Below are 24,553 nucleotides of genomic sequence, written 5' to 3'. Positions count from 1 at the left end.
GGCGCGGACGTTGCGCGGGTCGATTGGTCGCGTCCCGACGCGTGGGGGTCGGGGGCTCGGCGGTGTGAAAGGCGGGAGGGCGGCGCGCCGGTAACCTTGCTGCGTGACCCTGCGCCTCTTCGACACCGCGACCCGGACGGTGCGTGACTTCGTCCCGCTCGTGCCCGGAGAGGTCGGCATCTACCTGTGCGGCGCCACCGTGCAGGCGCCCCCGCACATCGGGCACCTCCGCTCGGCCATCGCGTTCGACGTGCTCGTCCGCTGGCTGCGCCGCACGGGACACCGCGTGACGCTGGTGCGCAACGTGACGGACATCGACGACAAGATCCTGGCCAAGGCTGCCGACGCCGGCGAGCCGTGGTGGGGCTGGGCGACGACGAACGAGCGCGCGTTCACCTCCGCGTACGACGCGCTCGGCGTGCTGCCACCCAGCCACGAGCCGCGGGCCACCGGCCACGTCCCGGCGATGGTCGAGCTGATGAACCGGCTGGTCGAGACCGGCCACGCGTACACGACCGGCCCCGGCGACGTGTGGTTCGACGTCCGCAGCTACCCGGAGTACGGCGCCCTGACCAACCAGCGGGTCGACGACATGGTCCCCGCGCCGGACGGCACGGTCGACGACGACGCCAAGCGGGACCCCCGCGACTTCGCGCTCTGGAAGGCGGCCAAGCCCGGGGAGCCCAGGACGGCGGCGTGGGAGACCCCGTTCGGTCGCGGCCGGCCCGGCTGGCACCTCGAGTGCTCCGCGATGGCCCAGCGCTACCTGGGCGACACCTTCGACATCCACGGCGGCGGCCTCGACCTGCGCTTCCCGCACCACGAGAACGAGCAGGCCCAGTCGCGCGCCGCAGGCTACGGGTTCGCGCAGTACTGGCTGCACAACGGCTGGGTCACGCAGGGCGGCGCCAAGATGAGCAAGTCGCTCGGCAACGGCCTGCTGGTCACGGCGGTGCTGGCCAAGGAGCGCGCGTCCGTCCTGCGCTACGCCATGACAGCCGTGCAGTACAGCTCGATGCTCGAGTGGACCGACGACACCCTGCGCGAGGCCGAGGCCACCTGGGACCGGCTCGCCGGCTTCGTCGAGCGCGCCGCGGAGAAGGTCGGGGTCGCCGACGACGCCGAGGTGGGGGCCGTCGAGCTGCCGCCCGAGTTCGTCCTCGCGATGGACGACGACCTCAATGTCCCGGCCGCGCTCGCGGTCGTGCACGAGCACCTCCGCACGGGCAACTCCGCGCTGGCCCGCGGCGACCTCGCCGAGGCTCGCGACGCGATGGTGGTGCTGCGGGCCATGCTCGACGTCCTCGGCCTCGATCCGGGCGGTCCGCAGTGGCGGGCGCACGGCGGCGATGCCCGGTACGCCAGGGCTCTCGAGGCCGTCGTGRCCGCCGAGCTGGAGGCGCGCGCGCAGGCCCGCGCCGCGCGCGACTTCGCCACGTCCGACGCGATCCGGGACCGCCTCGCCGCGGCCGGCGTCGTCGTCGAGGACTCACCTTCCGGAGCGCGCTGGTCGTTGGCCGCGCGTACCGACACAGCAGAGGAGAGCTGAGCGCCCTCGCGGGTGGCTCCAGCTCGACCACAGACAGGAGAACTGAACATGGCCGGAAACTCAGAGCGTCGCGGGGCGGTCCGCAAGGGCAGCTCGAAGAAGACCGCCAGCGCGGGCACGGGCGGCAAGAACCGCCGGTCCCTCGAGGGCCGGGGCCCGACGCCCAAGGCCGAGGACCGCGAGTACCACCCCGCGCACAAGGCGAAGATCGCCGCGGAGCGCCGCGCCGTCGCCGGGACCCGGGGCACGTCGGGTCGGCAGCAGGCGTCGGCGAGCCGCAGCGCCGCCGGGTCCAAGGGCGGTCGCAAGAGCTCGACGCACGAGATCGTCTCCGGCCGGAACTCGGTCGTCGAGGCGCTGCGCGCGGGGATCCCGGTCTCCACGGTGTACATCGCCTCGCGGCTCGAGGCCGACGACCGCACGCGCGAGATCATCAGCGCGGCCGGGAACTCGAACTACCCGCTGCTCGAGGTCAGCCGCGCCGAGCTCGACCGGCTGACCGACGGCTCGGTGCACCAGGGCGTCGCCATCCAGGTGCCCCCGTACGCGTACGCGGACGACGAGGACCTGCTCGACGCGGCGGCGGAGTCCGACCGGCCCGCGCTGATCGTCGCGCTCGACGGCGTCACCGACCCCCGCAACCTCGGCGCGGTCCTCCGGTCGGCCGGCGCGTTCGCCGCGCACGGCGTGCTCGTTCCCGAGCGCCGCGCGGCGGGCGTGACGGCGTCCGCGTGGAAGGTGTCGGCCGGGGCCGCCGCCCGCGTGCCCGTGGCCCGCGTGACCAACCTGGTCCGGACCCTGCAGGGGCTCAAGGCGGCCGGCGTGTTCGTGGTCGGCCTGGACGGGGGCGGCGACGTCACCATCACCGACCTGCCGTACGCGACCGACCCGCTCGTGCTCGTCGTCGGCTCGGAGGGCAAGGGCCTGTCGCGCCTGGTCCGCGAGCAGTGCGACGCCATCGCGTCCATCCCGATCGCGTCGGCCGTCGAGTCGCTGAACGCCGGCGTGGCCGCGGGCATCGCCCTGTTCGAGGTGGCCCGCCAGCGCGCGGTCTGACGGTCAGCCGATGATCTGGTCCGGGTCGACCCGCGGGATCATGTCGGTGTCCGGGATCTCGCCGGCTTGCACGCCGAGGACCGCCTGCTCGTCGGGCCGGGTGGGCAGGATGTTCTTCACGTAGCTCTTGGCGGTCTTCTGCATCGGCACGTCGTGGCCGGCCTGCTCCGACAGGAACCAGCGGTGGTCCAGCAGCTCGTGGTAGATCTGCGCGGGCTCGAGCTTGCCGCGCAGGTCCCGCGGGACGCTGCGGACGGCGGGCTCGAAGATGTCGGTCAGCCAGTCGTGCGCGACGAACGACTCGTCGTCCCGCTGCCGGTCGGTGGCGGCGCGGAACTCGTCGAGGTCGTTGAGCAGGCGTCGTGCCTGGTTCTCCTGCACGTCGAGCCCGGTCAGCCGCATGAGGCGGCGGGAGTGGTGCCCGGCGTCGACGACCTTGGGCTGGATCCGGACGCTGGTGCCGTCGACGTCGGTGGTGATGTCGAGCTCGCCGACGTCGAAGCCCAGGTCGTTGAGCCGGTCGATGCGGGCCTGCACGCGCCAGCGGTCGCCGAACGTGAACGACTCCGACTCCGTGAGCGCACGCCAGAGCTCGCCGTACCGCTCGGCCAGGGCGTCCCCGATGGCGACGGCGTCGACGTCCTCCTCGAGGAACTCGCCGGCCTGGAGGTCCATGAGCTCGCCGATGATGTTCACGCGCGCGACCTCGAGGTCGTACCCGCGCTGCCCGTCGGAGAGCTTGTCGTGCAGGTCGCCCGTCTCGGCGTCGACCAGGTACGCGGCGAACGTCTCGGCGTCCCGACGGAACAGGGTGTTGGACAGCGACACGTCGCCCCAGTAGAAGCCCGCCAGGTGCAGCCGGACCAGCAGGACGGCGAGCGCGTCGATGAGGCGCGTGGCGGTGTCGGGGCGCAGCGCCTGGCTGAACAGCGCGCGGTAGGGGAGCGAGAACTGCAGGTGCTGCGTGATGAGGACGGCCTCGAGGGGTTCGCCGTCCGGGTCGCGCCGCCCGGTGATGACGCCGACCGGCTCGACCGACGGCACGTCGAGGCGGCGCAGCTGGCGCAGGAGCTCGTACTCCCGGTAGGCCACGGTCTCGCCGATCTCCTTGACCGCGATGACCCGGCCCGACATCTTGGCGAACCGCACGATGTGCCGCGAGATGCCGCGGGGGAGGGCGGCGAGCGTCTCGGCCGGCCAGTCCTCGAGCGGGATGTGCCACGGCAGGTCGAGGAGTGCGGGGTCGGGCGAGGCCGCGGTGATCTGGAGGCGCTGCGGCGTCGGGCTCATGGGGTCGATTCTCGCAGAGAACGGTGACAGGGCCGCGTCGGGAGAAGTCCGACGAAAGCCGACAGGGCGGTTCCGGCCGAGGCCGGAACCGCCCTGTCGGACGTGCTGAGGTCAGACGGCGATGCGCTCGCCCGAGCCCGCGTGGAAGAGGTGCGTCTCGCCCTCGCGGAGCTTGATGTAGATGGTCTCGCCCTTGCCAGGAACCTGGCGGGGGTCGACGCGCACGATGACCTGGGCGTCGCCGGCACCGGAGTGCACGGCGCTGGCACCGCCGAACTCGTTGGTGAGCGAGCCGTAGACGAACGCGTCGGAGCCGAGCTCCTCGACGATGTTGACGATGATCGGGACGCCGTCCGGCGTGCCCTCGGGCACGACGTCGACCGACTCGGGGCGGAAGCCGATCGTGATGTGGTTGCGGTCGTCGTCGGTGAACTGCCCGATGACCGAGCGCGGCACGGCGACGCGGGAGCGGCCCAGGTTGGCCACGCCGTCGAGCACCGGGAAGGTGCCGATGTTCATGGCCGGCGAGCCGATGAAGCCGGCGACGAAGACGTTGGCCGGGGTGTCGTACATGTCGCGCGGCGTGCCGACCTGCTGCAGGAGGCCGTCCTTGAGGACCGCGATGCGGTCACCCATGGTGAGGGCCTCGGTCTGGTCGTGCGTGACGTAGACGGTGGTGACACCGAGACGACGCTGCAGCGACGCGATCTGCGTACGGGTCTGGACGCGGAGCTTGGCGTCGAGGTTCGACAGCGGCTCGTCCATGAGGAACACCTGGGGCGAACGCACGATGGCGCGGCCCATGGCGACGCGCTGACGCTGGCCACCCGAGAGGGCCTTCGGCTTGCGGTCGAGGTACTGGGAGAGGTCGAGGATCTTGGCAGCCTCCTCGACGCGCTGGCGGATCTCCGCCTTCGGCGTGCCGGCGATCTTGAGCGCGAAGCCCATGTTGTCGGCGACCGTCATGTGCGGGTACAGCGCGTAGTTCTGGAAGACCATCGCGATGTCGCGGTCCTTCGGCTGGACGTCCGTGACGTCGCGGTCGCCGATGAGGATCCGGCCCGCGTTGACGTCCTCGAGGCCCGCGAGCATGCGGAGCGAGGTGGACTTACCACAACCGGAGGGGCCGACGAGGACGAGGAACTCGCCGTCCTCGATGTGCAGGTCGAGCGCGTCGACCGCGGGACGCTCGGTGCCCGGGTAGACCCGGGTGGCCTTGTCGAAAGTGACCGTTGCCATGGCTGATCAATCCCTTCACCGGCAGGTACGTGCCGGACGATCCGTAGTGAAGAGTGTCAAGAGTGTCCTCGATGACACGGGTTCTGGAGGAGGGAATCCCCCGTCGCCCGCGGTCATCATGCCATACCGGTGCGGACCGACCACATTCCGCAGTGACGTTGCACACGTCCGGCGCAGGGCTGCGCAGGCGCCGCCGTGTGGGCAGGGGTCAGCCGACGACCAGGCTCGTCCCGTTGCGGAACCGGATGAGCAGCCGCCCGGCGTACTCGCTGACGGCGGACACGCCGCCCGGGTCGTCGGACAGGAGCGTCGCGACGTCGGCGACGCTCGCGGGCCGTCCGTCGGCCATGCCGAGCGCGCGCAGGGTGCGGTCGGGGGTGAGGACGACGACGTGCGTGCCGTCGGTGCCGACGAAGAGCGGGACACCACCGACGTCCACCCGCCACCGCTGCTGGCCGGTCCGCGCGTCGAACGCCGCCACGTCGTTCACCCCCGGCAGGTAGACGGCGCCGTCGACGAGGAGCGGCTCTGACGTGAGGCCGTCGGTGCGCCAGAGCTCGTCGCCGGTGGTCGCGTCGCGGGCGACGAGGGTGGTGCCGGCGGTGGTGTCGGTGAGCAGCACGGTGCCCGCAGCGCTGCCGTCGTCGACGGCCAGGGTCGCCGGGCCCTCGCCGACCGCCACGCGCGTGCCGTCCCGGGTGACCAGGATCCCCGCGGGGATGGCGAAGGTCTGCCACGGCGTCCACACCAGGGTGTCGGCGCGCGCGAGCGCGGCCCAGCCGTCGGTGGCGACGGTGACGTCCCCGCGCGGTGCGCCGTCGGCACCGAACAGCCACGCGTGCCCGCTGTCGGTCAGCAGCACCCGGTCGTCGTCGCTGGTCAGCGCGGGGGTGGACCGGATCGCCACGTCCCCGACCAGGACCTCGTGGACCTGCGGCACGACCGGCGTCGTCCGCCGCCACGCGAGCTCCCCCGTGGCGAGGTCGGTCGCGGTGAGCGTCCAATGCACGCCCCCGCCGTCGTCGGGCACGGGCGTGGCGACCACCAGGTCCGGCCCGGTCGTGGACCACAGGGAGCCGGCCGCGACGGCCGGGGTCGCGAGCACCGCGCCGTCGGTCGGGTCGAGCACCACCAGCGGCGTCGCGGCACCGACCGAGCCGACCGGGGAGACCTCGGCGGCGCACACGGCGACGGGCGTCTGCGCTGCCACCGCCGAGCAGCGCACCCAGACGGACGGGAGCTCGGACCGGCCGCCGGGCGGCAGCGCGGCGTCGAGCGAGAACGGCACGGACCACAGGACGTCGCCGGTGTCGGGGTCGGTGCCCTGAAGGTCGACCCCGCCTCGGTGGTACAGGGCGCCGATGGCCCACCGGCCGGCCTGGTCGCCGGCCAGGAACGTGCCCGCGGTCGGTGCCCAGCGCCACAGGGCGTCGGGCGGGTCGTGCAGCGGGCTCAGCACGCCGGGGACGTCGGCGAGGTAGGTGAGACGCTCACGCTCGCGGGAGTCGAGCGCGGACTGGGCGCCGAGCAGGGCGAGCACGAGCAGCGCGGTCGCCCCGGCGACGGCGGGCGCGTGCCGCCGCAACCAGGCCGGCAGGAGGCCCGGTTCGGCGGTGCGGGCCGCATCCGGCTCGTCGAGCTCGACAGGTGCCAGATGACCGGGGTGCAGGCTCATGGCGCTGTCCGGTCAGCCCAGCACCGCGACGGCGCCGCTGTCCATCCACACGTAGAGCCGGGGGTCGTGCCAGCCCGACTGGAAGCCCTGCACGAAGACGGGGTCCCGGTCGCCCGCGACCGCCTGCGCCAGGTCCTTGTGCCACGCGAGGGCGCCGTCGCGCAGCTCGAACGCGTCGAGCGTGACGCCGAGCCCGGGGACGAGCAGGTAGCGACCGTCCGTCGACAGCTGCTGGGGCAGGTAGTCGAGCGGGGTGCGCCACTGGGTGCGGCCGGTCGTGGCGTCGACGGCGACGAGCGCGTTGGACATCGCCACGTACAGGATGCCGTCGAGGAGCAGCCCCGCGACGATCGACCCGGGCAGGTGCCAGAGGACCGTGCCGCTGCCTACCGACCGGGCAGTGAGACCGTCGGCGCCCGACTGGTCCGAGCCGACGGTGAAGAACGCCCCCGGCGCCGAGCCGTCGTCGACCGCGAGGTAGCCGGGCGCCTCGTCGACCGGGATCTCGGTGCCGTCCGCCAGGAGCACGGTGCCCTGGAAGAGGTCGGAGGACGACCACACGTTCTCGACGAACACCCCGGCTCKGGCCGGCCCGAGCCAGGATCCCGGGTCGAGGGGGATGTCGCGCCGCTGATGCCCGTCGGTGGTGAGGATCCACGCGTGCTCGTCGACGGTCACGACGATGTCGTCGTCGACGGTCTGCAGGGCGGCGGACAGGGTGGCGCCCGACCCGGCGGGACCGTCCTCCCGGCCGAGCACGTCGACCGACGGGCTGGTCCAGGTCCAGGCGGTCTCCCCGCTGACGGCGTCGCTCGCGGTGACCGCCCACCGGACCGACGACGCGTCCGTCGGGGCGGGCGAGCCGTCGTCGGCGACCCGCTCCGCGACGACGAGGTCGTCCTGCGTGAAGGTGAGCCCGGTCGTCCCCGGCACGATGCGGTGGGACAGCACGGTGCCGTCGGCGGGATCGAGCACCCAGACCGAGGAGCCCGGGACCCCGACGACCGCCTCGTCGCCGTACAGCTGCCCGAGGCACGCCGCGACCGGCGTGCCGCCGTGCGGGACGGCGGTGCAGGAGACCCACACCGACGGGCTCGTCCCGACGGTCGGCTGCGGCGGGTCGGGCAGGCCCACGGGCGTCTTCCACGCCTGGGCGCCGGTGTCGGGGTCGAGGCCGACGAGGGACAGCGCGCCGCTGGCGTCCTGGACTCCGCCGACGAGCGTCCCGGACACCACGGAGCCGGACCGCAGTGCGGCGCCGAGGCGCGCGTCGGCCCGCCACAGCACGTCGATCGACGCGTCGGCCGGCGGCACGACCCCCGGGATCGCGGCGAGGGCGGCCAGGCGGACGGCCTCCCGGTGGTTCATCGTGACCTGGGTGGCGACGAGCGCGACGGCGAGCCCGGCAGCGACGGGGACCAGCCAGCGGCCGTGCCGGCGCAGCCACGACCGGGCGGCGAGCACGTGGCGGTCGGTGTCGTCGCGCTCGCGGGCGTCGACGTCGTCGTCCAGCTCGACGTCGACGTGCTGCGCGGCCCGCGGTGTCCAGGTGCGGGGCCGCGAGGCCGACCGGGATCGCGCGGGCTCGTCCGCAGCCTCGACGAGCTCGACCTCGTGCATCCGGCCGGGCATGAGGCGCACGCTACGCCTGCGTCCTGCAAGCGGCCAGGAGTCCGCTCAGAGGGCGTCGGCGAGGGCGGCCAGCGCCGCGACCATCTCCTCGGGGCTGTCGACGTGGAACCGTGCCGCGGTCTCGCCCGGACCCACCTTGACGGTCACGTCGTCGGCGCGGAGCGCCGCGAACGCGTGCTCGTCGGTGACGTCGTCGCCCCCGTAGAGCACGACGGGAGCGGCGAGCTCGTCGCGCAGCGCCGTCAGCGCCTCGCCCTTGCTGGCCGTGAGGACCGAGATCTCGACGACGTCCTTTCCGTGGAGCACCCCGGAGCCGAGCTTCTCCCCGAGGGCGATCGCCTCCTGCTCGGCCGGCTGCGCGTCGGATTCCTCCGCGAGGCGCGTGTGCACGACCACGGCGGTCGGCTTGGTCTCCACCCACACGCCGTCACGCCCGCGGGCGATGCGTGCCGCCTCGGCGCCGAGCGACGCCAGCCGGTCCGCCTGCTCGTCGGTCAGCTGCACGACGTCGCGGTCGAGCCCCCACGTGGTGACGCGGGCGCGCTCGGCGCCGTGGCTGCCGATGAGGAACGTGCCCGAGGGCACCTGCGCGAGCGTGTGCAGGTCGTTCATCGACCGCCCGGACACGAGGGCCAGCGCGACGCCTGCGGTCCCCGCGAGCCGCGCGAGCACGTCGACGCCGGCCGGGAGGATCCGCGACGCGGACGGGTCGTCCTGCAGCGGGGCGAGCGTCCCGTCGAAGTCGAGCGCGACGAGCAGGGGGCGCTGCGTGTCGTCGGCGGCGAGCTTGGTGAGCGCCCCGGTGAGGTCCTCAGCCACGGCCGGCTCGCACGGGCACCGAGTTGAGGGCCGCGAGGAAGTCCTCCGACCAGGCCACGACGTCGTGCCCGAGCACGCGCCGCCGCAGCCGACGCATCCGCTTGCGGGACTCGCGGGCGTCCATGTGCACGGCGTAGGTGATGGCGTCCTTCATTCCCTCGATGTCGTGCGGGTTCACCAGGACGGCGCCCGTCAGCTCGTCGGCGGCTCCGGTGAACTCCGACAGCACCAGGGCGCCCCGGTCGTCGGACCGGGCGGCCACGTACTCCTTCGCCACCAGGTTCATGCCGTCGCGCAGGGCCGTGACCAGCATGACGTCGGCCGCGAGGTACAGCGCGGCCATCTCCTCCATCGGGAACGACTGGTGCAGGTACTGCACGGGCGCGTGGCCCACCTGGCCGTGGTCGCCGTTGATGCGGCCGACCAGCAGCTCGACCTCGTCGCGCAGCGTCTGGTACGCCCCGACGTTCTCCCGGCTCGGGCTGGCCACCTGCACCAGCGTCGTGCTCTGCGGCGACAGCCGCTCCTCCTCCAGGAGCTCCCCGTAGGCCTTGATCCGGTGCCGGATGCCCTTGGTGTAGTCGAGCCGGTCGACGCCCAGGAGCAGGTACTCGGGGTCGCCCAGCTCCCGCCGGATCTTCTGCGCGCGCTCCTGGACGGCGTCGGTGCGGGCCAGCTCGTCGAAGGCGTGGGAGTCGATGGAGATGGGGAACGCGGCCGCGCGCACGTGCCGGCCGGGCTCGCCGTGCTTGGACAGCGTGACCATCTGGCCGCGCGTGGTGAGGTCGGTGAGTCGACGCACCACGCGGACGAAGTTCGCGGCGTCCCCGGCCCGCTGGAAGCCCACGAGGTCGGCGCCGAGCAGCCCCTCGACCACCTGCACGCGCCACGGCAGCTGCGCGAACAGCTCCAGCGGCGGGAACGGGATGTGGTGGAAGTACCCGATGCGCAGGTCGGGCCGGAGCTCCCGCAGCATCTTGGGGACCAGCTGGAGCTGGTAGTCGTGCACCCAGACGGTGGCGCCCTTCGCGGCCTGCGCGGCCGTGGCCTCCGCGAACCGCTGGTTGACCCTCTGGTACGACTCCCACCACTGCCGGTGGTACGCCGGCGGCTCGATGACGTCGTGGTAGAGCGGCCACAGGGTGTCGTTGGAGAAGCCCTCGTAGAACTGCTCGAGGTCGTCCTCGGTGAGCGTCACCGGGATCAGCTCGGTGCCGTCGACGTCGAAGGGGTCGAGCTCGAGATCGGGCGACCCTCCCCAGCCCACCCACGCGCCGGACGTGCTCGCCATCACGGGCGCCAGGGCGGTGACCAGGCCTCCCGGCGAGCGGGTCCAGGTGGGCTCGCCGTCGTCGTCCAGGCTCACGTCGACGGGGAGACGGTTCGCGACGACGACGAAGTCGTAGCCGTGCGCGGGCACGTCAGAAGGCACCAGATCAACTCCTTGGGTCTGGTCCGACCCTATCTGTGCGGGAAGCGCCTGGTCCGTCCAGCGCGTTGTCGGGCGGTGCGCGCAGGCGTCCCGCTACGGTGCGGGGATGGAGCGGATCGGTCTGACACCGGGGTCGGAGATCGGCGGATACACCGTCGTCGCACCCCTCGGCTCCGGCGGCATGGGCACGGTCTACCGGGCCGTCGACGGCGGTGGCGACGCGGTCGCGCTCAAGATGCTGCACCCGCACATCGGGTCCGACGCCGTGGCGCGCGACCGGCTGCGGCGCGAGGTGCACGCGCTGCAGAAGCTGCGCCACCCGGGCGTGGCCGCGATCCTCGACGCCGAGGCCGACTCGACCGAGGCGTTCCTGGTCACCGAGCTCGTGCCCGGCGACAACCTCGAGGAGCACGTGCGCGAGCGCGGCCCGCTGGACGCCGAGCAGCTTCTCGACCTGGCCGAGGGGCTGCGCGACGCGCTCGAGGCCGTGCACGGCGCGGGCGTGGTGCACCGCGACCTCAAGCCGTCCAACGTCATCGTCGGCGACGACGGCCCGGTGCTCATCGACTTCGGCATCGCGCAGGCCGCCGACGACTCGCGCCTCACCGCCGAGGGCCTGGTCATCGGGACCCCGGGCTACCTCGCACCCGAGCTGCTGGACGGCGACGAGCCCGACGCCGGGTCCGACTTCTGGGGCTGGGCGGCGATCCTCGCGTTCGCCGCGACCGGCCGCGACCCGTTCGGCACCCGCCCGCTCGAGGCCGTGCTCGCGCGGGCCCGCTCGGGCGACGTGGACCTCGAAGGGCTCGGCCCGCTGACCACCGCCACGCTCAGCCGCGCGCTCGCGCCCGCCCCGGCGGACCGCATCGCGCCGGAGGACGTCGTCGCGGCACTCACGCTGGTCGCGGCGGAGGGCGAGTCGATCGCCRACGAGACCGCGACCGCGGCCCTCGTCGCCGACGACCTCGTCGGCACCACGGTGCTGGCGACGGGTCAGCCGACCGTGGCCACGCCGGCCGCGGTCGTCGCTCCTGTCCTGGTGGCCAACGACGGCCGGACGCGCGCGTTCGACCCGACCGTGGACGGAGGCGCCCCCGCAGAGGACGCGTGGGACGAGGACCCCGACGGGGTCGAGTGGATCAACGAGGACCTCGACGCGTCCGAGGAGCCCGAGCCCGAGGGCTCCGGGTACGAGCGACCGCGGGCCCGCCGGCGCTGGGGCACGCTGCTGGCGGCCGCCGTCCTGCTCGGCTCGGCCGGCGCGCTCTACCCGGGCGTGACGCTGGTCGTCTTCACCATTCTCGTCGTCGTCGTGCGCACCGTGGGGTCCACGGTCGAGGCGATGTACGGCAGGCGGGAGCGGGTCGGCGTCAAGCGCTCGGACCGCGCGGTCGCGCTCGCGACCGGTCCGTGGCACCTGCTGCGCTCGGTCGTGGGGCTGCTGCCGTCGCTCGTCGTCGGCGCGAGCGTCGTCGTCATCCTGCTCGGCGTGTCCTGGTGGCTCATCGGCGACGGTCACTGGGTCGTCGGCGACTCGCCGTCCGGCCAGGAGCCCCAGGGCCTGACGGCCTCGATCCTCGTCGGGTCGATCGTCCTGCTCGGCGCCGCCGTGGTCTGGTGGGGTCCGCTGTCGCTCATGACGCGGATCGGCGCCCGCCGCGTGCTCGCGGTCGTCGCGCCGGGCCGGACCGGCGCGCTCGTCGCCACCGTGGTGCTGCTGGCGGCGTCGGCGGTCTTCATCGCCCAGATCCGCTCGGGCACGCCTATCACGTGGGCGCCGCTGCCCACCCCGACGCTGCCCTGAAGACCGTCTCGCCACGCGGGACCGCTCTGGCACCCTCGTGGGTGAGGGCTCGACGATCCCGGGGGAGGGTTCAGGAATGTCGTGGGAGGCGGAGACCGATGTGGCTGTCGGGCGTCGCAGCAACGGGGACGTGGTCCGGTTCGACCGCCGCACCGGGTCGCTCGGCGTGTTCCGCGGCGACGTGATCGTCGCGTACTTCCGTCCCGACGAGGGCTACGAGTTCTTCCTGCGCGAGATCGCCAAGTGAGCGCGTTCGACGACGCGTTCACCGGCTTCGTGCGCGCCCGGGGCGTGTGGCGCGACGACACCCCGGCGGCGGTGCTCGAGCGCTGGTCGAGCTTCGTCGTGGAGTGCGAGCACGGGTACCGGGGCGACGAGTTCGCCTACGGCAACGAGGCGATGGCGCGCACGACGCTCGAGGCGGCCCTCACCGACCCGGGACTGAACGCGTTCCCGGAGCTGGCCGAGCTCCGCCGCGCGGTGGAGGTCGTCGACGACCGGTTCCGGCCCCTGCTGGTCGAGCACGCGTTCCCCGGGATCGATCCGGACGAGTGGTGGCTGCGCGGCATCGTGCGGCGGGCGGGCGGGCGGCTGGCCCGGGAGTGGAAGCGGTCGTTCGGGTTCGACATCGAGGTGGTCCGGCAGCCCCGTTCGGGGTGACGACGCCGGGATCCTCAGCCGGGACCCCTACGCTGTGCGCCATGACCGCGCGACGAGGGCCGCACGTCGCCGCCGCGCGCCTCGCGCCGGTGGTCGGGCTCGTCGTCGCCGGTCTCATGGCGGCCGTCGCGGCCCAGGGACGCGTGCTGCTGCACGACTGCGTCGCCGCCGGTGGCGTCCTCGGCCCGCTGGGGCTGCGCCTCGCGGTGCTCAGCGACGCCGCGGACTGCCCCGACGGCTCCTACGGCCTGGGGTCCATGTCCCAGGGCGCCGTGGTGCTGCTGAGCGTCGCCGTTCCCGTGGCCGCCCTCTACCTGCTGCTCACCGCGTGCGGGATCGGCCTGACCGCGCTGCTCGTGCGGGCAGCCCGCCAGGTCCGGCTGCTCCTGCGCCGGGCCGTCCCCGGTCTGCGCGCCGCGCGAGCCCTCCCGGTCGCCCGGCGGGCTCGCCTCGTCGCGTCGGGTGTCGTCGCGCCGCGGATCGAGCGGGTGCTTGCGGGCGGCGTCGGGCGGCGCGGTCCCCCGGTCGCGGCCTGACCCCCGCCACCCCATCCCGTCGTCCCACCCAGGAGCACCCATGCCCACCAACGACCCACGTCCCACCAAGGCGGTGCGCCGCGAGGAGGCCCGCCTCAAGGCCGCCCAGATGCGCAAGGAGCAGGAGCGCAAGGCCCGGCGGAACCGCATCCTCGCCATCTCCGGCCTCGTCGTCGCCATCATCGCGCTCGTCGCCGTGGCGTTCACCATCGTCAACCAGAACAAGGCCAACGAGGCCGCCAACTCCGACGTCGTCTACGGCGGCGACACGGCGAACGTCGTCGCACCCGCGCTCGCGGACGTCACGGCGCCCGCCCCCGCCAACGACAAGGGCGGCATCCCCGTCAGCGGCGACGGCGGCGACGACGTCGGCGTGGTCGGCGACGGCGACGTCACGCTGACCGTCTACTTCGACTTCATGTGCCCGATCTGCGGCCAGTTCGAGGAGATCAACGGCGACGACATCGACACCCTGCTCGCCGACGGCGGCACGACCGTCGAGTACCACCCGATCTCGTTCCTCGACAGCAAGTCGGCGGGGACCAGCTACTCGACCCGCGCAGCCAACGCCGCCGCGATCGTCGCCGACAAGGCCCCCGCGCAGTTCGCGGCGTTCGTGTCCGCGATGTTCGTGGACCAGCCGGCCGAGGGCAGCGCCGGTCGCACCGACGCGGAGATCAAGAAGATCGCCACCGACGTCGGGGTGCCGGAGGACGTGGCCGCCACGTTCACCACCACCGTGGACGGCACCTTCACGACCAAGACCGACGACGTCGAGGCCACGAACGACGGCACGTGGCGCACCATGGCCCCGTGGGTCGCCGCGGCGACCAACCAGATGAACACGGACATCGGCAAGATCTCGACGCCGACGGTGCTCATCAACGGCACGGACTTCGGCGGCTCCTGGCAGACCCCGGGCGCCCTTCTCGAGGCCGTCCAGGCCGCACAGGGTTCCTGATCCTTCGATGACCGGGCGCCCTCGCGGGGCGCCCGGTTATCCTGGGCCCGCCCGCCTCCTTAGCTCAGTCGGCCAGAGCACCTGTCTTGTAAACAGGGGGTCATCGGTTCGAATCCGATAGGGGGCTCCATCGTGTGCAGCACGTCAACGGCGCCCGCGGGGCGCTGACCGATCAGTCCAGCCGCAGTTCCAGCCCCATCGCCTCGACGAGGACCACCGCCTGCGGCAGCGTGATGATCGCGCGGTCGAGCGTCACGGTCGCGGGGTCCAGGCTGGCCAGGTCGCTGCCGCGCAGGTCGCACCCCGTGAGGTCGGCCCGCTCCCACCAGGCGCCGGCCAGGTCGCAGTCGCGCAGGGTCCCGCCGGCGGCGCGGACGCCGCTGAGGTCGGCCTCGCGCAGCCGGACCCCGGTGAACGTCGCGGAGTGCAGGTCGGCCCGGGACAGGCCGACGAACGACCAGTTGCCGCCCTCGACCTTCGCGAGGTCCCATGCGCAGTCGTCGAACCGCGAGCCGATCATCTTGCAGCGCTCGAACCGGACGTCGAAGAAGTTGGACCGCGAGAACRTGCAGTTGATGAACGCCGCGTCGGTGTGCACGGAGGCGTTGAGCTTCGCGTGCCGGAACACGCATTCCTCGAACACCGCGCCGACGCCCGAGGCCTCGGTCAGGTCCAGGTCGACGAACTCCACGTTGCGGAACTCCTGGCCGGACAGGTCTCGGGCGTACCAGTCCTCGCCGCGGACGGTGCTGGTGGTGGGGGGAGCAGCGTCCCCGCTGCGTCGCTCGGCCATTGCCCGATCATGACGTACGACGGCGGCACCGGGTGAAAGTGCCGTCAGGCGCTCGGCCCCGTCTCCTCGAGCAGCCGCAGGGCGGCGGTCACGCGCGGGTTGCGCTGCGGGTCGCTGTCGATGCCGAGCGTGGCGTACATCCCGTTGACGTGGTTCTGCACGGACTTCTCGGTGATCCCGAGCCGGTCGCCGATGCCGGCGTTGGACAGCCCGGACGCCAGCAGCCGCAGCACGTCGTACTGGCGGTCCGTGAGCCGCGCGACCGCCGATCCCGCCCGCGGCGTCATCCGGGCCAGCAAGGCCGGGTCGAGGACGGTCTCGCCGACCGCCGCAGCGCGCACGGCGTTGACCAGCACCTCCTCGCTCGTCGACGACGTCTTGGACAGGTAGCCCCACCCGGCGGCGACGTCGGCCGGAAGGTCGAGGAGGAGGTCCATGGCGTCGTGCGCCGACAGGAGCAGGATGCCGAGCCCGGGCATCCGACGCCTCAGCGTCACGCCCAGCGCGATGCCGTTGCCGTCGGGCAGGTCGATGTCGAGGACCACGCAGTCGACCAGGCCCGGGCGCAGCACGCGCGCCGCCTCGGTGACCGTGCCGACGGCCGCGACCACCTGGAGCCCCGGGGTGCCCGCGAGGGTGTGCTCCAGCATCGAGCGGAACAGGGGCTGGTCCTCGACGACGGCGACGCGGACGGGGCGGGTGGTGGGATCACTCATCGGCGCCAGTATCGTCTGCGGCTGGGTCCGGCGCGCGTCACGCGCCGAGGCGACCGTGATCATCACGATCCGGACGGGAGGGAGCACGGATGATGACGACGCCGTCGACCGACTCCGCCGCCTCCCTGGCCACCCGTCGCGAGGACCTCCGCGGGGATCGCACCTCCCTGCTGCGCGCCACCTCCATCGTGGCCCTGGGCTACGGGGTCGGCGCCGCCCTGCAGTCGACCTACGTCTACGCCACGTACATCCCGGCCTGGGAGTCGGTCCCGCTCGCCGCACGGCTCGGGGCGAACGCGGTGGCGGTCGTCATGCTGGCGGCGGTGCTGGCCGTCACTCAGGCCCATCGCGCGACCCGCCTGTGGTGGATGGCGGCCGCGGTGCTCGCCGCGTCGGTCGCAGCGGCGGTGGCGCGATTCCTCGCGCAGGTGCTGTTCGGTGTGCATGCGTCGCTGGACGACCCGGCGCGCAACGCCGAGGTGCTCAGCGGCTTCGTCCTCGGCGCGATCTCGGGCGCCATCGGCATGTGGGCGCTCATCGCGCGCCGCACCAACCGCGCACGGACACGTTCCGCGGCCCGCGACGCCGTGCTCGTGGAGGTCGCGGTCAAGGCGCTCGAGCAGGAGGAGATCCGGGTGCGGCGCGCCGTCGCCGAGGGCCTGCACGGAACCCTGCAGTCGAAGCTCGTCCTCATGGACGCGCGGCTGGGCGACGTCCTGGCGCACGCCGACGACCGGGGCACGAACGCCGAGGACGTCGAGACCCTCACGTGGGTGCGCACCGAGCTCGCGTCCGCGCGCGAGATCGACGTGCGCGCGATGAGCCGGATCCTCTACCCCGACCGTCTCGAGCTCGGCCTGGTCCCCGCGCTGCGCGCCCTGCTCGGCCGCATCCCCGCGAGCATCGCGACCCGGCTCACGGTGAGCGACGCCGTGCGGTCGCTCGACGACCCGTCGGGCTGCTCGCTCACGATCAGCGAGCGGCTGCTGGCCGTCCGCGTCGTCGAGGAGGCACTGACGAACGCCCTCAAGCACGGGCCTGCGGCATCGCTCGTGGTCTCGCTCGACGTCGCCGACCGCGTGCTGCACGTCGCCGTCGACAACGACGGCGAGCTCTACGACGCCGCGACCGCCGGCACGCCGTCGGGCACCGCCCGGCTGGCGACCCGGTTGTCCCTCGCCGGCGGCCGTCTGGCCCTCGCACCGGGCCGGGAGAAGGGTGCCCGGCTCGAGGCGTGGCTGCCGCTGGGGGCCGGCGCCGAGTAGAGCGCCTGTCCGACTTGACGGAACTGCCGTCTTTGGCCGGGGTGAAAGAAACCGGCAAGCCGGGCGGCCCGGGTGCTGCCACCCAGGGCCGAACGAGTGGTCGTGCCGATGACACCTACGTTCGCGGACGACCGCCACTCGGCGTGTCTCCGTGAGCGGGTCTCGGTGAGGTGCCGATGCCCGGCACCTTCCCGATCAGGAGATCACCATGGCTTCCACCACTGTCTCGCACGTGCCCGCCACGGATGCCGACCGCAAGAAGAAGAAGCGCGCCGCGGTCATCAAGCTCTCGCTCGCCGGCGCGGCGATCCTCGGGATCGGTGCCGCCGCGACGTCGGCCGCATGGACCGACGACGCCTGGTTCAACGCCTCGGCGTCGTCGGCCACGGTCGAGCTCCAGGGCAGCCTCGACGGGACTAACTGGTCGGAGGCCGACGCGACGCCCGGTCTGAACATCCCGACCGGCGCCTTCGGCAACCTGCTGCCTAACCAGGCGCCGCAGGTCACGGTCCACCTCAAGAACGCCGGCTCGACGACCCTGGCGGTCGCGTCGACGGTGACCCTCTCCGGGGTGGTGTTCGACGGAGCGCCGAACAACGCCAAGGTCACGGTCGCGCCAGTCGCGAACATCCCGGCGGGCAGCACGGCCGACGTCGTCGTCACGCTGACGACGCCGGCCAACTGGGCCGACACGTTCCAGGGCACGACCGGTGCGGTGACCATCCGCTTCACCGGCAGCACGCTCTGAGCTGATCTCCCGGGTCGGGGCTCGGCCGCCACGGGCCAGCCCCGGCCATCGATCGAAGGAAGGACCGCGCCATGCAGATCGTGCGACGTCTCGGGAACGTGATCCTCACGCTCCTGGCCGCCGTCGGGCTGCTCAGCGTCCTCCTCTGGGGCGCCACAGCGCTCGGCTACGTCAAGCCCCTCGTCGTCATCTCGGGCTCGATGGAGCCCGGAATCATGACGGGTGACCTGCTCATCGCCGCCCGGCACGACACGGCTGACGTGCGCGTCGGGCAGGTGACGTCGATCTACAGCGAGATCACGGGGAACATCGTCACGCACCGCGTCGTCTCGATCGACGAGGGCCCCGGTGGCCAGTGGCAGATCCGGATGAAGGGCGATGCCAACGAGGCCGAGGACGGGGCGCCCTACGTCGTGGGGGCCGACGTCCTTCAGCCGGTCCTCCAGCTGCCCGGCGTCGGCTATGCCGTGGTGTCGCTGACCAAGCCGTCGGTTGCGCTCCCGCTCGCCGTGGCACTGCTCGCGGTGCTCGGCATCGTCCTCTACCCGACGGACCAGCCTCGCGGCGCGCGCGAGGACGACGACCAGCAGGCGTCGGCACCCAGCGAATCGACCCTCGTGTGAGGCCGCGCCCTTCCCTGGCGTCGATGGCGATCGTCGTCGGCGTGACGGTGCTCGCGCTGCTGTCCGTCGTCGCAGGCGCGTCCGGAGCGAGCGCGGAGGGCGGGCGTACACGCGTCGACCTCGGCGTGACCTTCGACAACCTCCACCCGGGGCAGTTCGAGCGCCGCACGGCTCCCGTCCGGCTGGCAACCCTCTCGCGCGTGAGCACGGTGCAGCTGGCGACCCAGGGCCGTGAGGGCGCGGTCCGCTGGTTGGTGCAGCTGTGCCCCGACGCGGGCGGCGCGTGCACGGACCTGGAGGAGGCGCGCGACGGCGCGCTCCTGGGTGCAGGCTCGTACTCGCTGGTCGTCGGCGTCACCGCCGTGACGCTCGCCCCCGGTGAGGTCAGCTCGATCGTGGGCCGCGTCGTCTTCACCCGGTCAGGCACGGGCGCGCTCGCGACGACGGGGATCGACGGTGTCGCACCACTCGCCGCGCTCACGGCGGCCGCCCTCAGCGTGGGGTTCTTCCTCGTACTCGTCGCCCGCCGGCGGCGGCTCCGGACGGACCAACCGTGCTGAGCCGTGCGCGGGCCGCTCTCGCCGTCGTGGCGGCATTGGCCACCGTCCTCGTCACGGTCGCGACCGTCGACGTGACCGCCGCGGCCTGGACGGACCCGGTGAACGTGACCGCCGTGGCCGCCGCCGGCACCTGGGCTGCGCCGCCCGCGGCGTCCGGCTGCGTCGTACTCACCGGGATCGGGAATGTCGACCCATCGACGACCTGCAGCATCGCCTTCGGGGCGGACACCGACGGTCGGCCGGACTACTACAACATCAAGGCCACGGTGACCACCAACTCCAGCACCCCGGTCCGGTGGCGGGCGACGATCAACTTCTCGAACACCGCCGTGTTCGGGTTCGTCGCGCGCTTCGTCGGGGAGTACGCGGGGAACTGGACGCTCCAGTCGCTGCCGGCGAACTTCTGCACGACGGCGCCTCGCCTCGTCTCGTACGAGGGGAACGCGAGCCGCGGCACCAACAAGGTGGTGGCGGGCACGCCGTTGACGCTGGACTTCGTCGGGACGACGGTCTCGCCCGTCGGCAACTACGTCGTCTACAGCTGCCCCTGACCGCCACTCAGTCCAGCGGCGTCAGCTCAGGCCGCTTCGGCACGCGCTCGTCGCCGGACGACTTCCCGCGCAGCCGGCGGGTCGCCCACGGGTAGAGGTGCTCGCGCACCCAGGCGGCGTCCTCGCGCGCCTTCTTCATGCGCGGCGTGGGCGGCAGCGGCGTGAGCGGGTCGTCCCAGCCGGCGTCGTCGGGCTCCAGGCCGAGGCCGACGAGCGCCGCCTGCGCCACGCGGGCGTGCCCGTCGGTGGTGAGGTGGATGCGGTCCTCGGCCCACATGCGCCAGTCGCGCAGGGAGCGCATGCCCCAGAGGTCGACGACGTAGGCGCCGTGGCGGCGGGCCATGGACCAGATGAGGGCGTCGTAGATGGCGACCCGGCTGCGGGTGGCCTTGACCAGCGGGCTGTCGACGGCGTCGACGCCGGTGCCCAGCAGGACGTCGATGCCCGCCGCCCGCAGCCGGACGACCGCGGCCTCGAGGTTGCGGGCCATCCGGTCGATGTCGGCGGTGGGCCGCAGGATGTCGTTGCCGCCGCCGACCAGGCTCACCAGGTCGGGCTTCAGCTCGAGAGCCGCGGGCACCTGCTCGACCAGGATCGACTTGAGCAGCCGCCCGCGGATGGCCAGGTTCGCGTACAGCAGCGGCGACTCGCCGGCGGCCGTTCGGCGCTGCGACAGGTGGGACGCCAGCAGGTCCGCCCAGCCGCGCTGCGGCGCCTCGCGGCCGTCCGGGTCGTCCCAGAGGCCCTCCGTGAACGAGTCGCCGATGGCGACGTAGCGGGACCAGCGGGGGGTGGAAGAAGTCACGACCACATTGTTGCTCAGGCCAGCGACCAGTCCACCGGGGCGGCACCCTGCGCGACCAGCAGCTCGTTGACCCGCGAGAACGGGCGGGACCCGAAGAACCCGCGGCTCGCCGACAGCGGGCTGGGGTGCACGCTCTCGACGGTCGGCACGGAACCGAGCGCCGGCTTGAGCGACTGGGCGTCGCGTCCCCAGAGCACCGCGACCAGCGGGCCGCCGCGCTCCACGAGGGCCGCGATGGCCCGGTCGGTCACTTCCTCCCAGCCGCGCCGCCGGTGCGAGGCCGGCGCGCCCGGACGGACCGTGAGCACCCTGTTCAGCAGCATGACGCCCTGGTCGGCCCACGGGGACAGGTCGCCGTTGGTGGGGGTCGCGACCCCGACGTCCGCGACGAGCTCGGTGAAGATGTTGGTGAGCGACCGCGGGAGAGGGCGCACGTCGGGCTGCACGGAGAACGAGAGGCCCATCGGGTGCCCGGGGGTCGGGTACGGGTCCTGCCCGACGATGAGCACGCGCACCTCCGCGAGCGGCCGCCGGAACGCGCGGAGCACGGCGTCGCCCGCCGGCAGGTACTGGTGGCCGGCGGCGACCTCGTCGCGCAGGAACTGGCCCGCCGCGCGGATCTGCGGCTCGACAGGGGCGAGGGCGACGGCCCAGTCGGGCGCGACGAGCTGGTCGAGCGGCGCGGCGTTCACGACCGCGAGGCTACCGAGTGCGGCACACGGGCGACGACGCGCCGAGCGGAATGACACCCGTGTCATTACGGTCGTACGATACGGACGTCGCGCCGAGCGACGAGAACAGCCGCGAGACACAGGAGGACGCATGGACGCCGCGACGATCGTCATCGGTCAGCTCCCGCAGCCCAGCAGCGCGCCCCGTCCCGACGGTCTCTCCGAGCGCGACGAGCAGGTCCTCGCCTTCGAGCGGCAGTGGTGGAAGTACGCGGGCGCCAAGGAGTCGGCCATCCGTGAGCTGTTCGATATGTCGGCCACCCGGTACTACCAGGTGCTCAACGCGCTGATCGACGACCCGGCCGCCCTCGCGCACGACCCGATGCTCATCAAGCGCCTGCGCCGCATGCGGTCGTCGCGCCAGCGGGCGCGCTCGGCCCGTCGCCTCGGCGACGCCTGACGCCGCGTCGCCCCGCGTGACACGTCCCACGTCCGGCCACGGGTGGACCCGAGTTCATCGACCGAGCCGTTAGCCTGTCCGCCGTGAGCAAGGCGGAGTACTCCTACCCCGAGGACGAGTTCGACGTCCCCTCGAACCCTGACGTCCCCCGCGGGGTGCACCGCGCACCCCGGACGGCGTGGAGCAGGTGGTGGCCGTTCCTGCTCGTCCTGGTCGTCGCGCCGGTCCTCGCGTTCGCGGCCGTGAACTACGCGTCCCGCAACGGCGACCTCCCCTCGCTCCCGGGCACGTCCGACTCACCGTCGTCGGAGGCCGACGACGGCGCGGCGACGCCCGACGACACGGCGAGCGACGGCGCCACCGCGCCGACGGACACCGCGACCGAGGCGCCGCCGGCCGAGACCGACGCCGCCGTCGCGCCCGACCTGAGCGCGCCGGTCGTCGTCCTCAACGCCGCCAAGATCTCGGGCCTCGCGGGTGACCAGGCCGCCAAGCTGACGGCCGCCGGGTTCACGGCGGTGACGACGGGCAACTTCACCGGCACCGCCCCGGACGCCTCCGTCGTCTACTACGCGAGCGAGGACCAGAAGGCCACGGCCGAGCTGGTCGGCTCGACGGTCGGCGTCCCGACGGCGACGCTGTCGCCCACCGATGCCGGGACGGGCATCACCCTGGTGCTCGCGACCAACCCGGACGCCTGACCGCCCGACGCGTCGCCCCCGAGACGACCCTGGTCGCCCGCCGACTGCTCCCACTAGGCTCGCGCGCACCGGGCGCCGGCGGAGCGCCCGGAACCCGGACGTCGAGGAGTTACGGCATGGCCCAGGGCATCGTGAAGTGGTTCAACGCGGAGAAGGGGTACGGCTTCATCACCCCGGTCGGGGGAGGCCAGGACCTCTTCGTGCATTTCAGCGCGATCCAGTCGGACGGCTACCGCTCCCTCGAGGAGGGGCAGGACGTCGAGTTCGAGGTCGGTCAGGGCACCAAGGGGCCGCAGGCCGAGCAGGTCCGGGGACTCTGAGCCCGGTTGGTCCCGGACGGGCCGTGCACCGACAGGTGCACGGCCCGTCGGCGTGTCAGCCCGCTCGCCCGCCCGCGCCGGTACCGGCGGCGGCGCCGTCGAGCGCGTGCAGGGCCAGCAGCACGCAGGCGGCGCTCCAACCGAGGGGCGCGACCGCGGCGGGGGAGCCGTCCGCCAGCACCTTCTCGGGCAGCGACCCGGTCGGGGTGCGATGGCTGTCGAGGAACGTGAGCCAGCCGTCGGCCAGCGCGGCGTCCCCGTTCTCGGCGGCCACCCACGCGTAGAGCGAGGTCTGCGGCGTCCAGGAGACGCCGTCGTCGCGCCACCCCGCGCCCGGGGCCAGCCCGTTCGCGGGCCGCACCATCGCCACGGCCGACTCCCGCCACGCGTCCTCGACGTCGGGGACGGCCGTCGTGAGGAACGGTGGCAGCAGGAACGCCGTGGCGGCGTCCGCGTGCCCGCCGGCCGCGTAGCGCGCGAAGCCTGTCGGCCCGAAGGCGCGGATCACCGCGACCTTGGTCCGGATCGAGGCGTCGAACGCGGTCGCGGCGAGCGCGTGGTCGTCGGTGAGCGCCAGGAGGTGTGAGGCCTGCTGCAGGCCCGCGACCAGCGGGGCGACCGTGCCCAGCGTGAGCGCGTCCTCGGGGACCTCCCAGTAGTCGGGCGACGCCGGGGGCAGGCCCCCGCGGCCGACGAGGTCGAGCACGTGGTGGGTGGACCGGGCGACGAGCGGGTGGAGCTGGTCGAGCGCGGCTGCCCGCTCGGTGGGGTCGGTGATCTCGTCGACGACGAGCCCCGCCGCCCACAGCGCCCAGCCCGTGCCGTCCGTCTGCACCCCGCGGTCGTCGGGCGGGCCCGAGCCGTCGGGCAGGTAGCGCGCCTGGAACGAGCCGTCCGGCGACTGCACGCGGTCGAGGAAGCCGAGGATCTCCAGAGCGTCGGCGACGTGACCGGTGCGCGCGAGGGCGACGGCGACGAACGACGCGTCGCGCGGCCAGACGTACCGCCACTTGTCCGACCAGCCCGCCACGGCCGCACCGCCCGGGAGCGTCAGGGCGTGCAGGTCGAGCAGGGCTCCGCGGGCCATGTCGTCGTAGGGGCCGCCCGATCCTGGGACGGTTCCCGACGCCAGCCACGCGCGCTGGCGCTCGGCCACGGTCGCCGCCGCCGGAGCCGTCGCGCCGTGCCCGGTGCCCACCTGCCCGCCCATGAGGCGTGTGAGCGTGGTCGCCGCGGGATCGACCACGCGGGTGCCCGCAAAGAACGTCACGTCGGTGCCGGCGGCCAGGGGCGCCCGCAGACCGCCGGGGAGAGTGGTCACGCCCTGGAGGTAGAGGGGGATGGTGGCGTACCCGGCGGGCTTCGCGGCGACGGCGCGGGGGACGGTCGCGGTGTCCGTCGCCCGGGCGCCGGTGGGTGCGGTCGCGACGAGCGAGGTCGTGGTGGCCGCGAGCACGGCGACCGCCACCGCGGCACTGCCGCGTCGGCGGCGTGCGCGGTGCGCCCGGGGGATGCGCGGGGCCGACGCCGGGGCGCCGGTGACCGCTGCATCGACGTCGTCGTCGTGACGTTGCACACGCGCACGATAGTCCGAGGCCGCCCGGGCGACGGCCGGACGGCCCTGCGACGACCTCGCCAGGAGTGAACGCTGCTTGCACTCTCGGGGGTCGAGTGCTAACCATTGCAC

26 protein-coding genes and 1 tRNA gene are annotated in these 24,553 nt (G+C 73.4%); 16 read left to right on the top strand and 11 right to left on the bottom strand.

The genetic code is table 11. The features are described from left to right. Nucleotides 1-103: 103 nt before the first annotated feature. Nucleotides 104-1,549 (top strand): cysteine--tRNA ligase, encoded by a 1,446-nt coding sequence (gene cysS, locus ACXJKA_RS11810; RefSeq protein WP_456825394.1) that lies wholly within the window; start codon nucleotides 104-106, stop codon nucleotides 1,547-1,549. Between the two features lie 48 nt (nucleotides 1,550-1,597). Beyond that, nucleotides 1,598-2,605 carry a 23S rRNA (guanosine(2251)-2'-O)-methyltransferase RlmB gene (gene rlmB / locus ACXJKA_RS11805; RefSeq protein ID WP_456825393.1) on the top strand — a complete coding sequence of 336 codons (1,008 nt, stop codon included), beginning with the start codon at nucleotides 1,598-1,600 and terminating at the stop codon, nucleotides 2,603-2,605. A gap of 3 nt (nucleotides 2,606-2,608) precedes the next feature. Here rlmB and ACXJKA_RS11800 read toward each other — a convergent pair whose 3' ends face one another. The 6 genes from ACXJKA_RS11800 to ACXJKA_RS11775 form a co-directional block, all read right to left on the bottom strand. Further along, complete coding sequence (locus ACXJKA_RS11800) at nucleotides 2,609-3,895, bottom strand: DUF4032 domain-containing protein (protein WP_456825392.1); 1,287 nt, start codon at nucleotides 3,893-3,895, stop codon at nucleotides 2,609-2,611. Between the two features lie 111 nt (nucleotides 3,896-4,006). Further along, nucleotides 4,007-5,134 carry an ABC transporter ATP-binding protein gene (locus ACXJKA_RS11795; RefSeq protein ID WP_456825391.1) on the bottom strand — a complete coding sequence of 376 codons (1,128 nt, stop codon included), beginning with the start codon at nucleotides 5,132-5,134 and terminating at the stop codon, nucleotides 4,007-4,009. Nucleotides 5,135-5,342: 208 nt separating this feature from the next. Next, nucleotides 5,343-6,809 carry an outer membrane protein assembly factor BamB family protein gene (locus ACXJKA_RS11790; protein WP_456825390.1) on the bottom strand — a complete coding sequence of 489 codons (1,467 nt, stop codon included), beginning with the start codon at nucleotides 6,807-6,809 and terminating at the stop codon, nucleotides 5,343-5,345. A 12-nt stretch (nucleotides 6,810-6,821) separates the two neighbouring features. After that, complete coding sequence (locus ACXJKA_RS11785) at nucleotides 6,822-8,441, bottom strand: outer membrane protein assembly factor BamB family protein (protein WP_456825389.1); 1,620 nt, start codon at nucleotides 8,439-8,441, stop codon at nucleotides 6,822-6,824. Nucleotides 8,442-8,486: 45 nt separating this feature from the next. After that, nucleotides 8,487-9,260 carry a trehalose-phosphatase gene (otsB, locus tag ACXJKA_RS11780; protein ID WP_456825388.1) on the bottom strand — a complete coding sequence of 258 codons (774 nt, stop codon included), beginning with the start codon at nucleotides 9,258-9,260 and terminating at the stop codon, nucleotides 8,487-8,489. Next, nucleotides 9,253-10,692, bottom strand: a complete 1,440-nt coding sequence (locus ACXJKA_RS11775; RefSeq protein ID WP_456825387.1) for an alpha,alpha-trehalose-phosphate synthase (UDP-forming) — start codon at nucleotides 10,690-10,692, stop codon at nucleotides 9,253-9,255. The genes otsB and ACXJKA_RS11775 overlap by 8 nt, the downstream gene beginning before the upstream one ends. Before the next feature lie 106 nt (nucleotides 10,693-10,798). Between ACXJKA_RS11775 and ACXJKA_RS11770 the strand changes: the two genes are divergently transcribed. From ACXJKA_RS11770 to ACXJKA_RS11745, 6 genes are all read left to right on the top strand, one after another. Continuing rightward, nucleotides 10,799-12,496, top strand: a complete 1,698-nt coding sequence (locus ACXJKA_RS11770) for a serine/threonine-protein kinase (protein WP_456825386.1) — start codon at nucleotides 10,799-10,801, stop codon at nucleotides 12,494-12,496. A gap of 100 nt (nucleotides 12,497-12,596) precedes the next feature. Continuing rightward, the gene (locus ACXJKA_RS11765; RefSeq protein ID WP_456825385.1) at nucleotides 12,597-12,743 is read left to right on the top strand and encodes a hypothetical protein; all 147 of its coding nucleotides are present in this window, start codon (nucleotides 12,597-12,599) and stop codon (nucleotides 12,741-12,743) included. After that, nucleotides 12,740-13,156, top strand: coding sequence for a hypothetical protein (locus ACXJKA_RS11760; RefSeq protein ID WP_456825384.1), 417 nt, complete (start codon nucleotides 12,740-12,742; stop codon nucleotides 13,154-13,156). The genes ACXJKA_RS11765 and ACXJKA_RS11760 overlap by 4 nt, the downstream gene beginning before the upstream one ends. 41 nt (nucleotides 13,157-13,197) lie before the next feature. Further along, nucleotides 13,198-13,692, top strand: coding sequence for a hypothetical protein (locus tag ACXJKA_RS11755; protein WP_456825383.1), 495 nt, complete (start codon nucleotides 13,198-13,200; stop codon nucleotides 13,690-13,692). Nucleotides 13,693-13,732: 40 nt separating this feature from the next. Next, complete coding sequence (locus ACXJKA_RS11750; RefSeq protein ID WP_456825382.1) at nucleotides 13,733-14,653, top strand: DsbA family protein; 921 nt, start codon at nucleotides 13,733-13,735, stop codon at nucleotides 14,651-14,653. 53 nt (nucleotides 14,654-14,706) lie between these two features. Continuing rightward, nucleotides 14,707-14,783, top strand: a tRNA-Thr gene (locus tag ACXJKA_RS11745). Between the two features lie 42 nt (nucleotides 14,784-14,825). On the opposite strand, the gene ACXJKA_RS11740 is transcribed toward ACXJKA_RS11745, so the two are convergent. Next, nucleotides 14,826-15,446 (bottom strand): pentapeptide repeat-containing protein, encoded by a 621-nt coding sequence (locus ACXJKA_RS11740; protein ID WP_456825381.1) that lies wholly within the window; start codon nucleotides 15,444-15,446, stop codon nucleotides 14,826-14,828. Nucleotides 15,447-15,490: 44 nt separating this feature from the next. Next, on the bottom strand, nucleotides 15,491-16,162 hold the full coding sequence (locus ACXJKA_RS11735) for a response regulator (protein ID WP_456825380.1): 672 nt from the start codon (nucleotides 16,160-16,162) through the stop codon (nucleotides 15,491-15,493). Nucleotides 16,163-16,251: 89 nt separating this feature from the next. Here ACXJKA_RS11735 and ACXJKA_RS11730 point away from each other — a divergent pair, with 89 nt between their 5' ends. The 5 genes from ACXJKA_RS11730 to ACXJKA_RS11710 all read left to right on the top strand — a co-directional run bounded on the left by ACXJKA_RS11730 (nucleotide 16,252) and on the right by ACXJKA_RS11710 (nucleotide 19,909). Continuing rightward, the gene (locus ACXJKA_RS11730; protein WP_456825379.1) at nucleotides 16,252-17,427 is read left to right on the top strand and encodes a sensor histidine kinase; all 1,176 of its coding nucleotides are present in this window, start codon (nucleotides 16,252-16,254) and stop codon (nucleotides 17,425-17,427) included. 208 nt (nucleotides 17,428-17,635) lie between these two features. Continuing rightward, nucleotides 17,636-18,175, top strand: coding sequence for a hypothetical protein (locus ACXJKA_RS11725; protein WP_456825378.1), 540 nt, complete (start codon nucleotides 17,636-17,638; stop codon nucleotides 18,173-18,175). Between the two features lie 71 nt (nucleotides 18,176-18,246). After that, on the top strand, nucleotides 18,247-18,798 hold the full coding sequence (locus ACXJKA_RS11720; protein ID WP_456825377.1) for a signal peptidase I: 552 nt from the start codon (nucleotides 18,247-18,249) through the stop codon (nucleotides 18,796-18,798). 23 nt (nucleotides 18,799-18,821) lie between these two features. Next, the gene (locus tag ACXJKA_RS11715; RefSeq protein ID WP_456825376.1) at nucleotides 18,822-19,358 is read left to right on the top strand and encodes a hypothetical protein; all 537 of its coding nucleotides are present in this window, start codon (nucleotides 18,822-18,824) and stop codon (nucleotides 19,356-19,358) included. Further along, the gene (locus ACXJKA_RS11710; RefSeq protein ID WP_456825375.1) at nucleotides 19,352-19,909 is read left to right on the top strand and encodes a hypothetical protein; all 558 of its coding nucleotides are present in this window, start codon (nucleotides 19,352-19,354) and stop codon (nucleotides 19,907-19,909) included. Before ACXJKA_RS11715 ends, ACXJKA_RS11710 begins: the two co-directional genes overlap by 7 nt. 7 nt (nucleotides 19,910-19,916) lie before the next feature. Here the strand turns inward: ACXJKA_RS11710 and ACXJKA_RS11705 are convergent, their stop codons facing one another. Then, complete coding sequence (locus tag ACXJKA_RS11705; RefSeq protein ID WP_456825374.1) at nucleotides 19,917-20,714, bottom strand: SGNH/GDSL hydrolase family protein; 798 nt, start codon at nucleotides 20,712-20,714, stop codon at nucleotides 19,917-19,919. Nucleotides 20,715-20,728: 14 nt separating this feature from the next. Continuing rightward, complete coding sequence (locus ACXJKA_RS11700) at nucleotides 20,729-21,406, bottom strand: uracil-DNA glycosylase (RefSeq protein WP_456825373.1); 678 nt, start codon at nucleotides 21,404-21,406, stop codon at nucleotides 20,729-20,731. A 130-nt stretch (nucleotides 21,407-21,536) separates the two neighbouring features. Here ACXJKA_RS11700 and ACXJKA_RS11695 point away from each other — a divergent pair, with 130 nt between their 5' ends. The 3 genes from ACXJKA_RS11695 to ACXJKA_RS11685 all read left to right on the top strand — a co-directional run bounded on the left by ACXJKA_RS11695 (nucleotide 21,537) and on the right by ACXJKA_RS11685 (nucleotide 22,866). Continuing rightward, nucleotides 21,537-21,845: a DUF3263 domain-containing protein gene (locus ACXJKA_RS11695; protein WP_456825372.1), complete on the top strand. Its 309-nt coding sequence runs from the start codon at nucleotides 21,537-21,539 to the stop codon at nucleotides 21,843-21,845. Nucleotides 21,846-21,928: 83 nt separating this feature from the next. Next, nucleotides 21,929-22,546, top strand: a complete 618-nt coding sequence (locus tag ACXJKA_RS11690; RefSeq protein WP_456825371.1) for a LytR C-terminal domain-containing protein — start codon at nucleotides 21,929-21,931, stop codon at nucleotides 22,544-22,546. A 116-nt stretch (nucleotides 22,547-22,662) separates the two neighbouring features. Then, the gene (locus ACXJKA_RS11685; RefSeq protein WP_456825370.1) at nucleotides 22,663-22,866 is read left to right on the top strand and encodes a cold-shock protein; all 204 of its coding nucleotides are present in this window, start codon (nucleotides 22,663-22,665) and stop codon (nucleotides 22,864-22,866) included. 55 nt (nucleotides 22,867-22,921) lie between these two features. Here ACXJKA_RS11685 and ACXJKA_RS11680 read toward each other — a convergent pair whose 3' ends face one another. Beyond that, complete coding sequence (locus tag ACXJKA_RS11680) at nucleotides 22,922-24,442, bottom strand: glycoside hydrolase family 15 (RefSeq protein ID WP_456825369.1); 1,521 nt, start codon at nucleotides 24,440-24,442, stop codon at nucleotides 22,922-22,924. Between the last annotated feature and the right edge of the window lie 111 nt (nucleotides 24,443-24,553).

This window comes from Cellulomonas sp. P5_E12, assembly GCF_054049315.1.
This window is presented reverse-complemented; position numbering and strand designations above follow the sequence as displayed.

Excerpts from the sequence above, each read along its gene's own strand:
- ACXJKA_RS11715 (WP_456825376.1), top strand. The coding sequence starts at position 18,822 with ATGGCGATCGTCGTCGGCGTGACGGTGCTCGCGCTGCTGTCCGTCGTC.
- rlmB (WP_456825393.1), top strand. The coding sequence starts at position 1,598 with ATGGCCGGAAACTCAGAGCGTCGCGGGGCGGTCCGCAAGGGCAGCTCG.
- ACXJKA_RS11750 (WP_456825382.1), top strand. The coding sequence starts at position 13,733 with ATGCCCACCAACGACCCACGTCCCACCAAGGCGGTGCGCCGCGAGGAG.
- ACXJKA_RS11795 (WP_456825391.1), bottom strand. The coding sequence starts at position 5,134 with ATGGCAACGGTCACTTTCGACAAGGCCACCCGGGTCTACCCGGGCACC.
- ACXJKA_RS11685 (WP_456825370.1), top strand. The coding sequence starts at position 22,663 with ATGGCCCAGGGCATCGTGAAGTGGTTCAACGCGGAGAAGGGGTACGGC.
- ACXJKA_RS11720 (WP_456825377.1), top strand. The coding sequence starts at position 18,247 with ATGCAGATCGTGCGACGTCTCGGGAACGTGATCCTCACGCTCCTGGCC.
- ACXJKA_RS11730 (WP_456825379.1), top strand. The coding sequence starts at position 16,252 with ATGATGACGACGCCGTCGACCGACTCCGCCGCCTCCCTGGCCACCCGT.
- ACXJKA_RS11725 (WP_456825378.1), top strand. The coding sequence starts at position 17,636 with ATGGCTTCCACCACTGTCTCGCACGTGCCCGCCACGGATGCCGACCGC.
- ACXJKA_RS11695 (WP_456825372.1), top strand. The coding sequence starts at position 21,537 with ATGGACGCCGCGACGATCGTCATCGGTCAGCTCCCGCAGCCCAGCAGC.
- ACXJKA_RS11800 (WP_456825392.1), bottom strand. The coding sequence starts at position 3,895 with ATGAGCCCGACGCCGCAGCGCCTCCAGATCACCGCGGCCTCGCCCGAC.
- ACXJKA_RS11790 (WP_456825390.1), bottom strand. The coding sequence starts at position 6,809 with ATGAGCCTGCACCCCGGTCATCTGGCACCTGTCGAGCTCGACGAGCCG.
- ACXJKA_RS11735 (WP_456825380.1), bottom strand. The coding sequence starts at position 16,162 with ATGAGTGATCCCACCACCCGCCCCGTCCGCGTCGCCGTCGTCGAGGAC.
- ACXJKA_RS11755 (WP_456825383.1), top strand. The coding sequence starts at position 13,198 with ATGACCGCGCGACGAGGGCCGCACGTCGCCGCCGCGCGCCTCGCGCCG.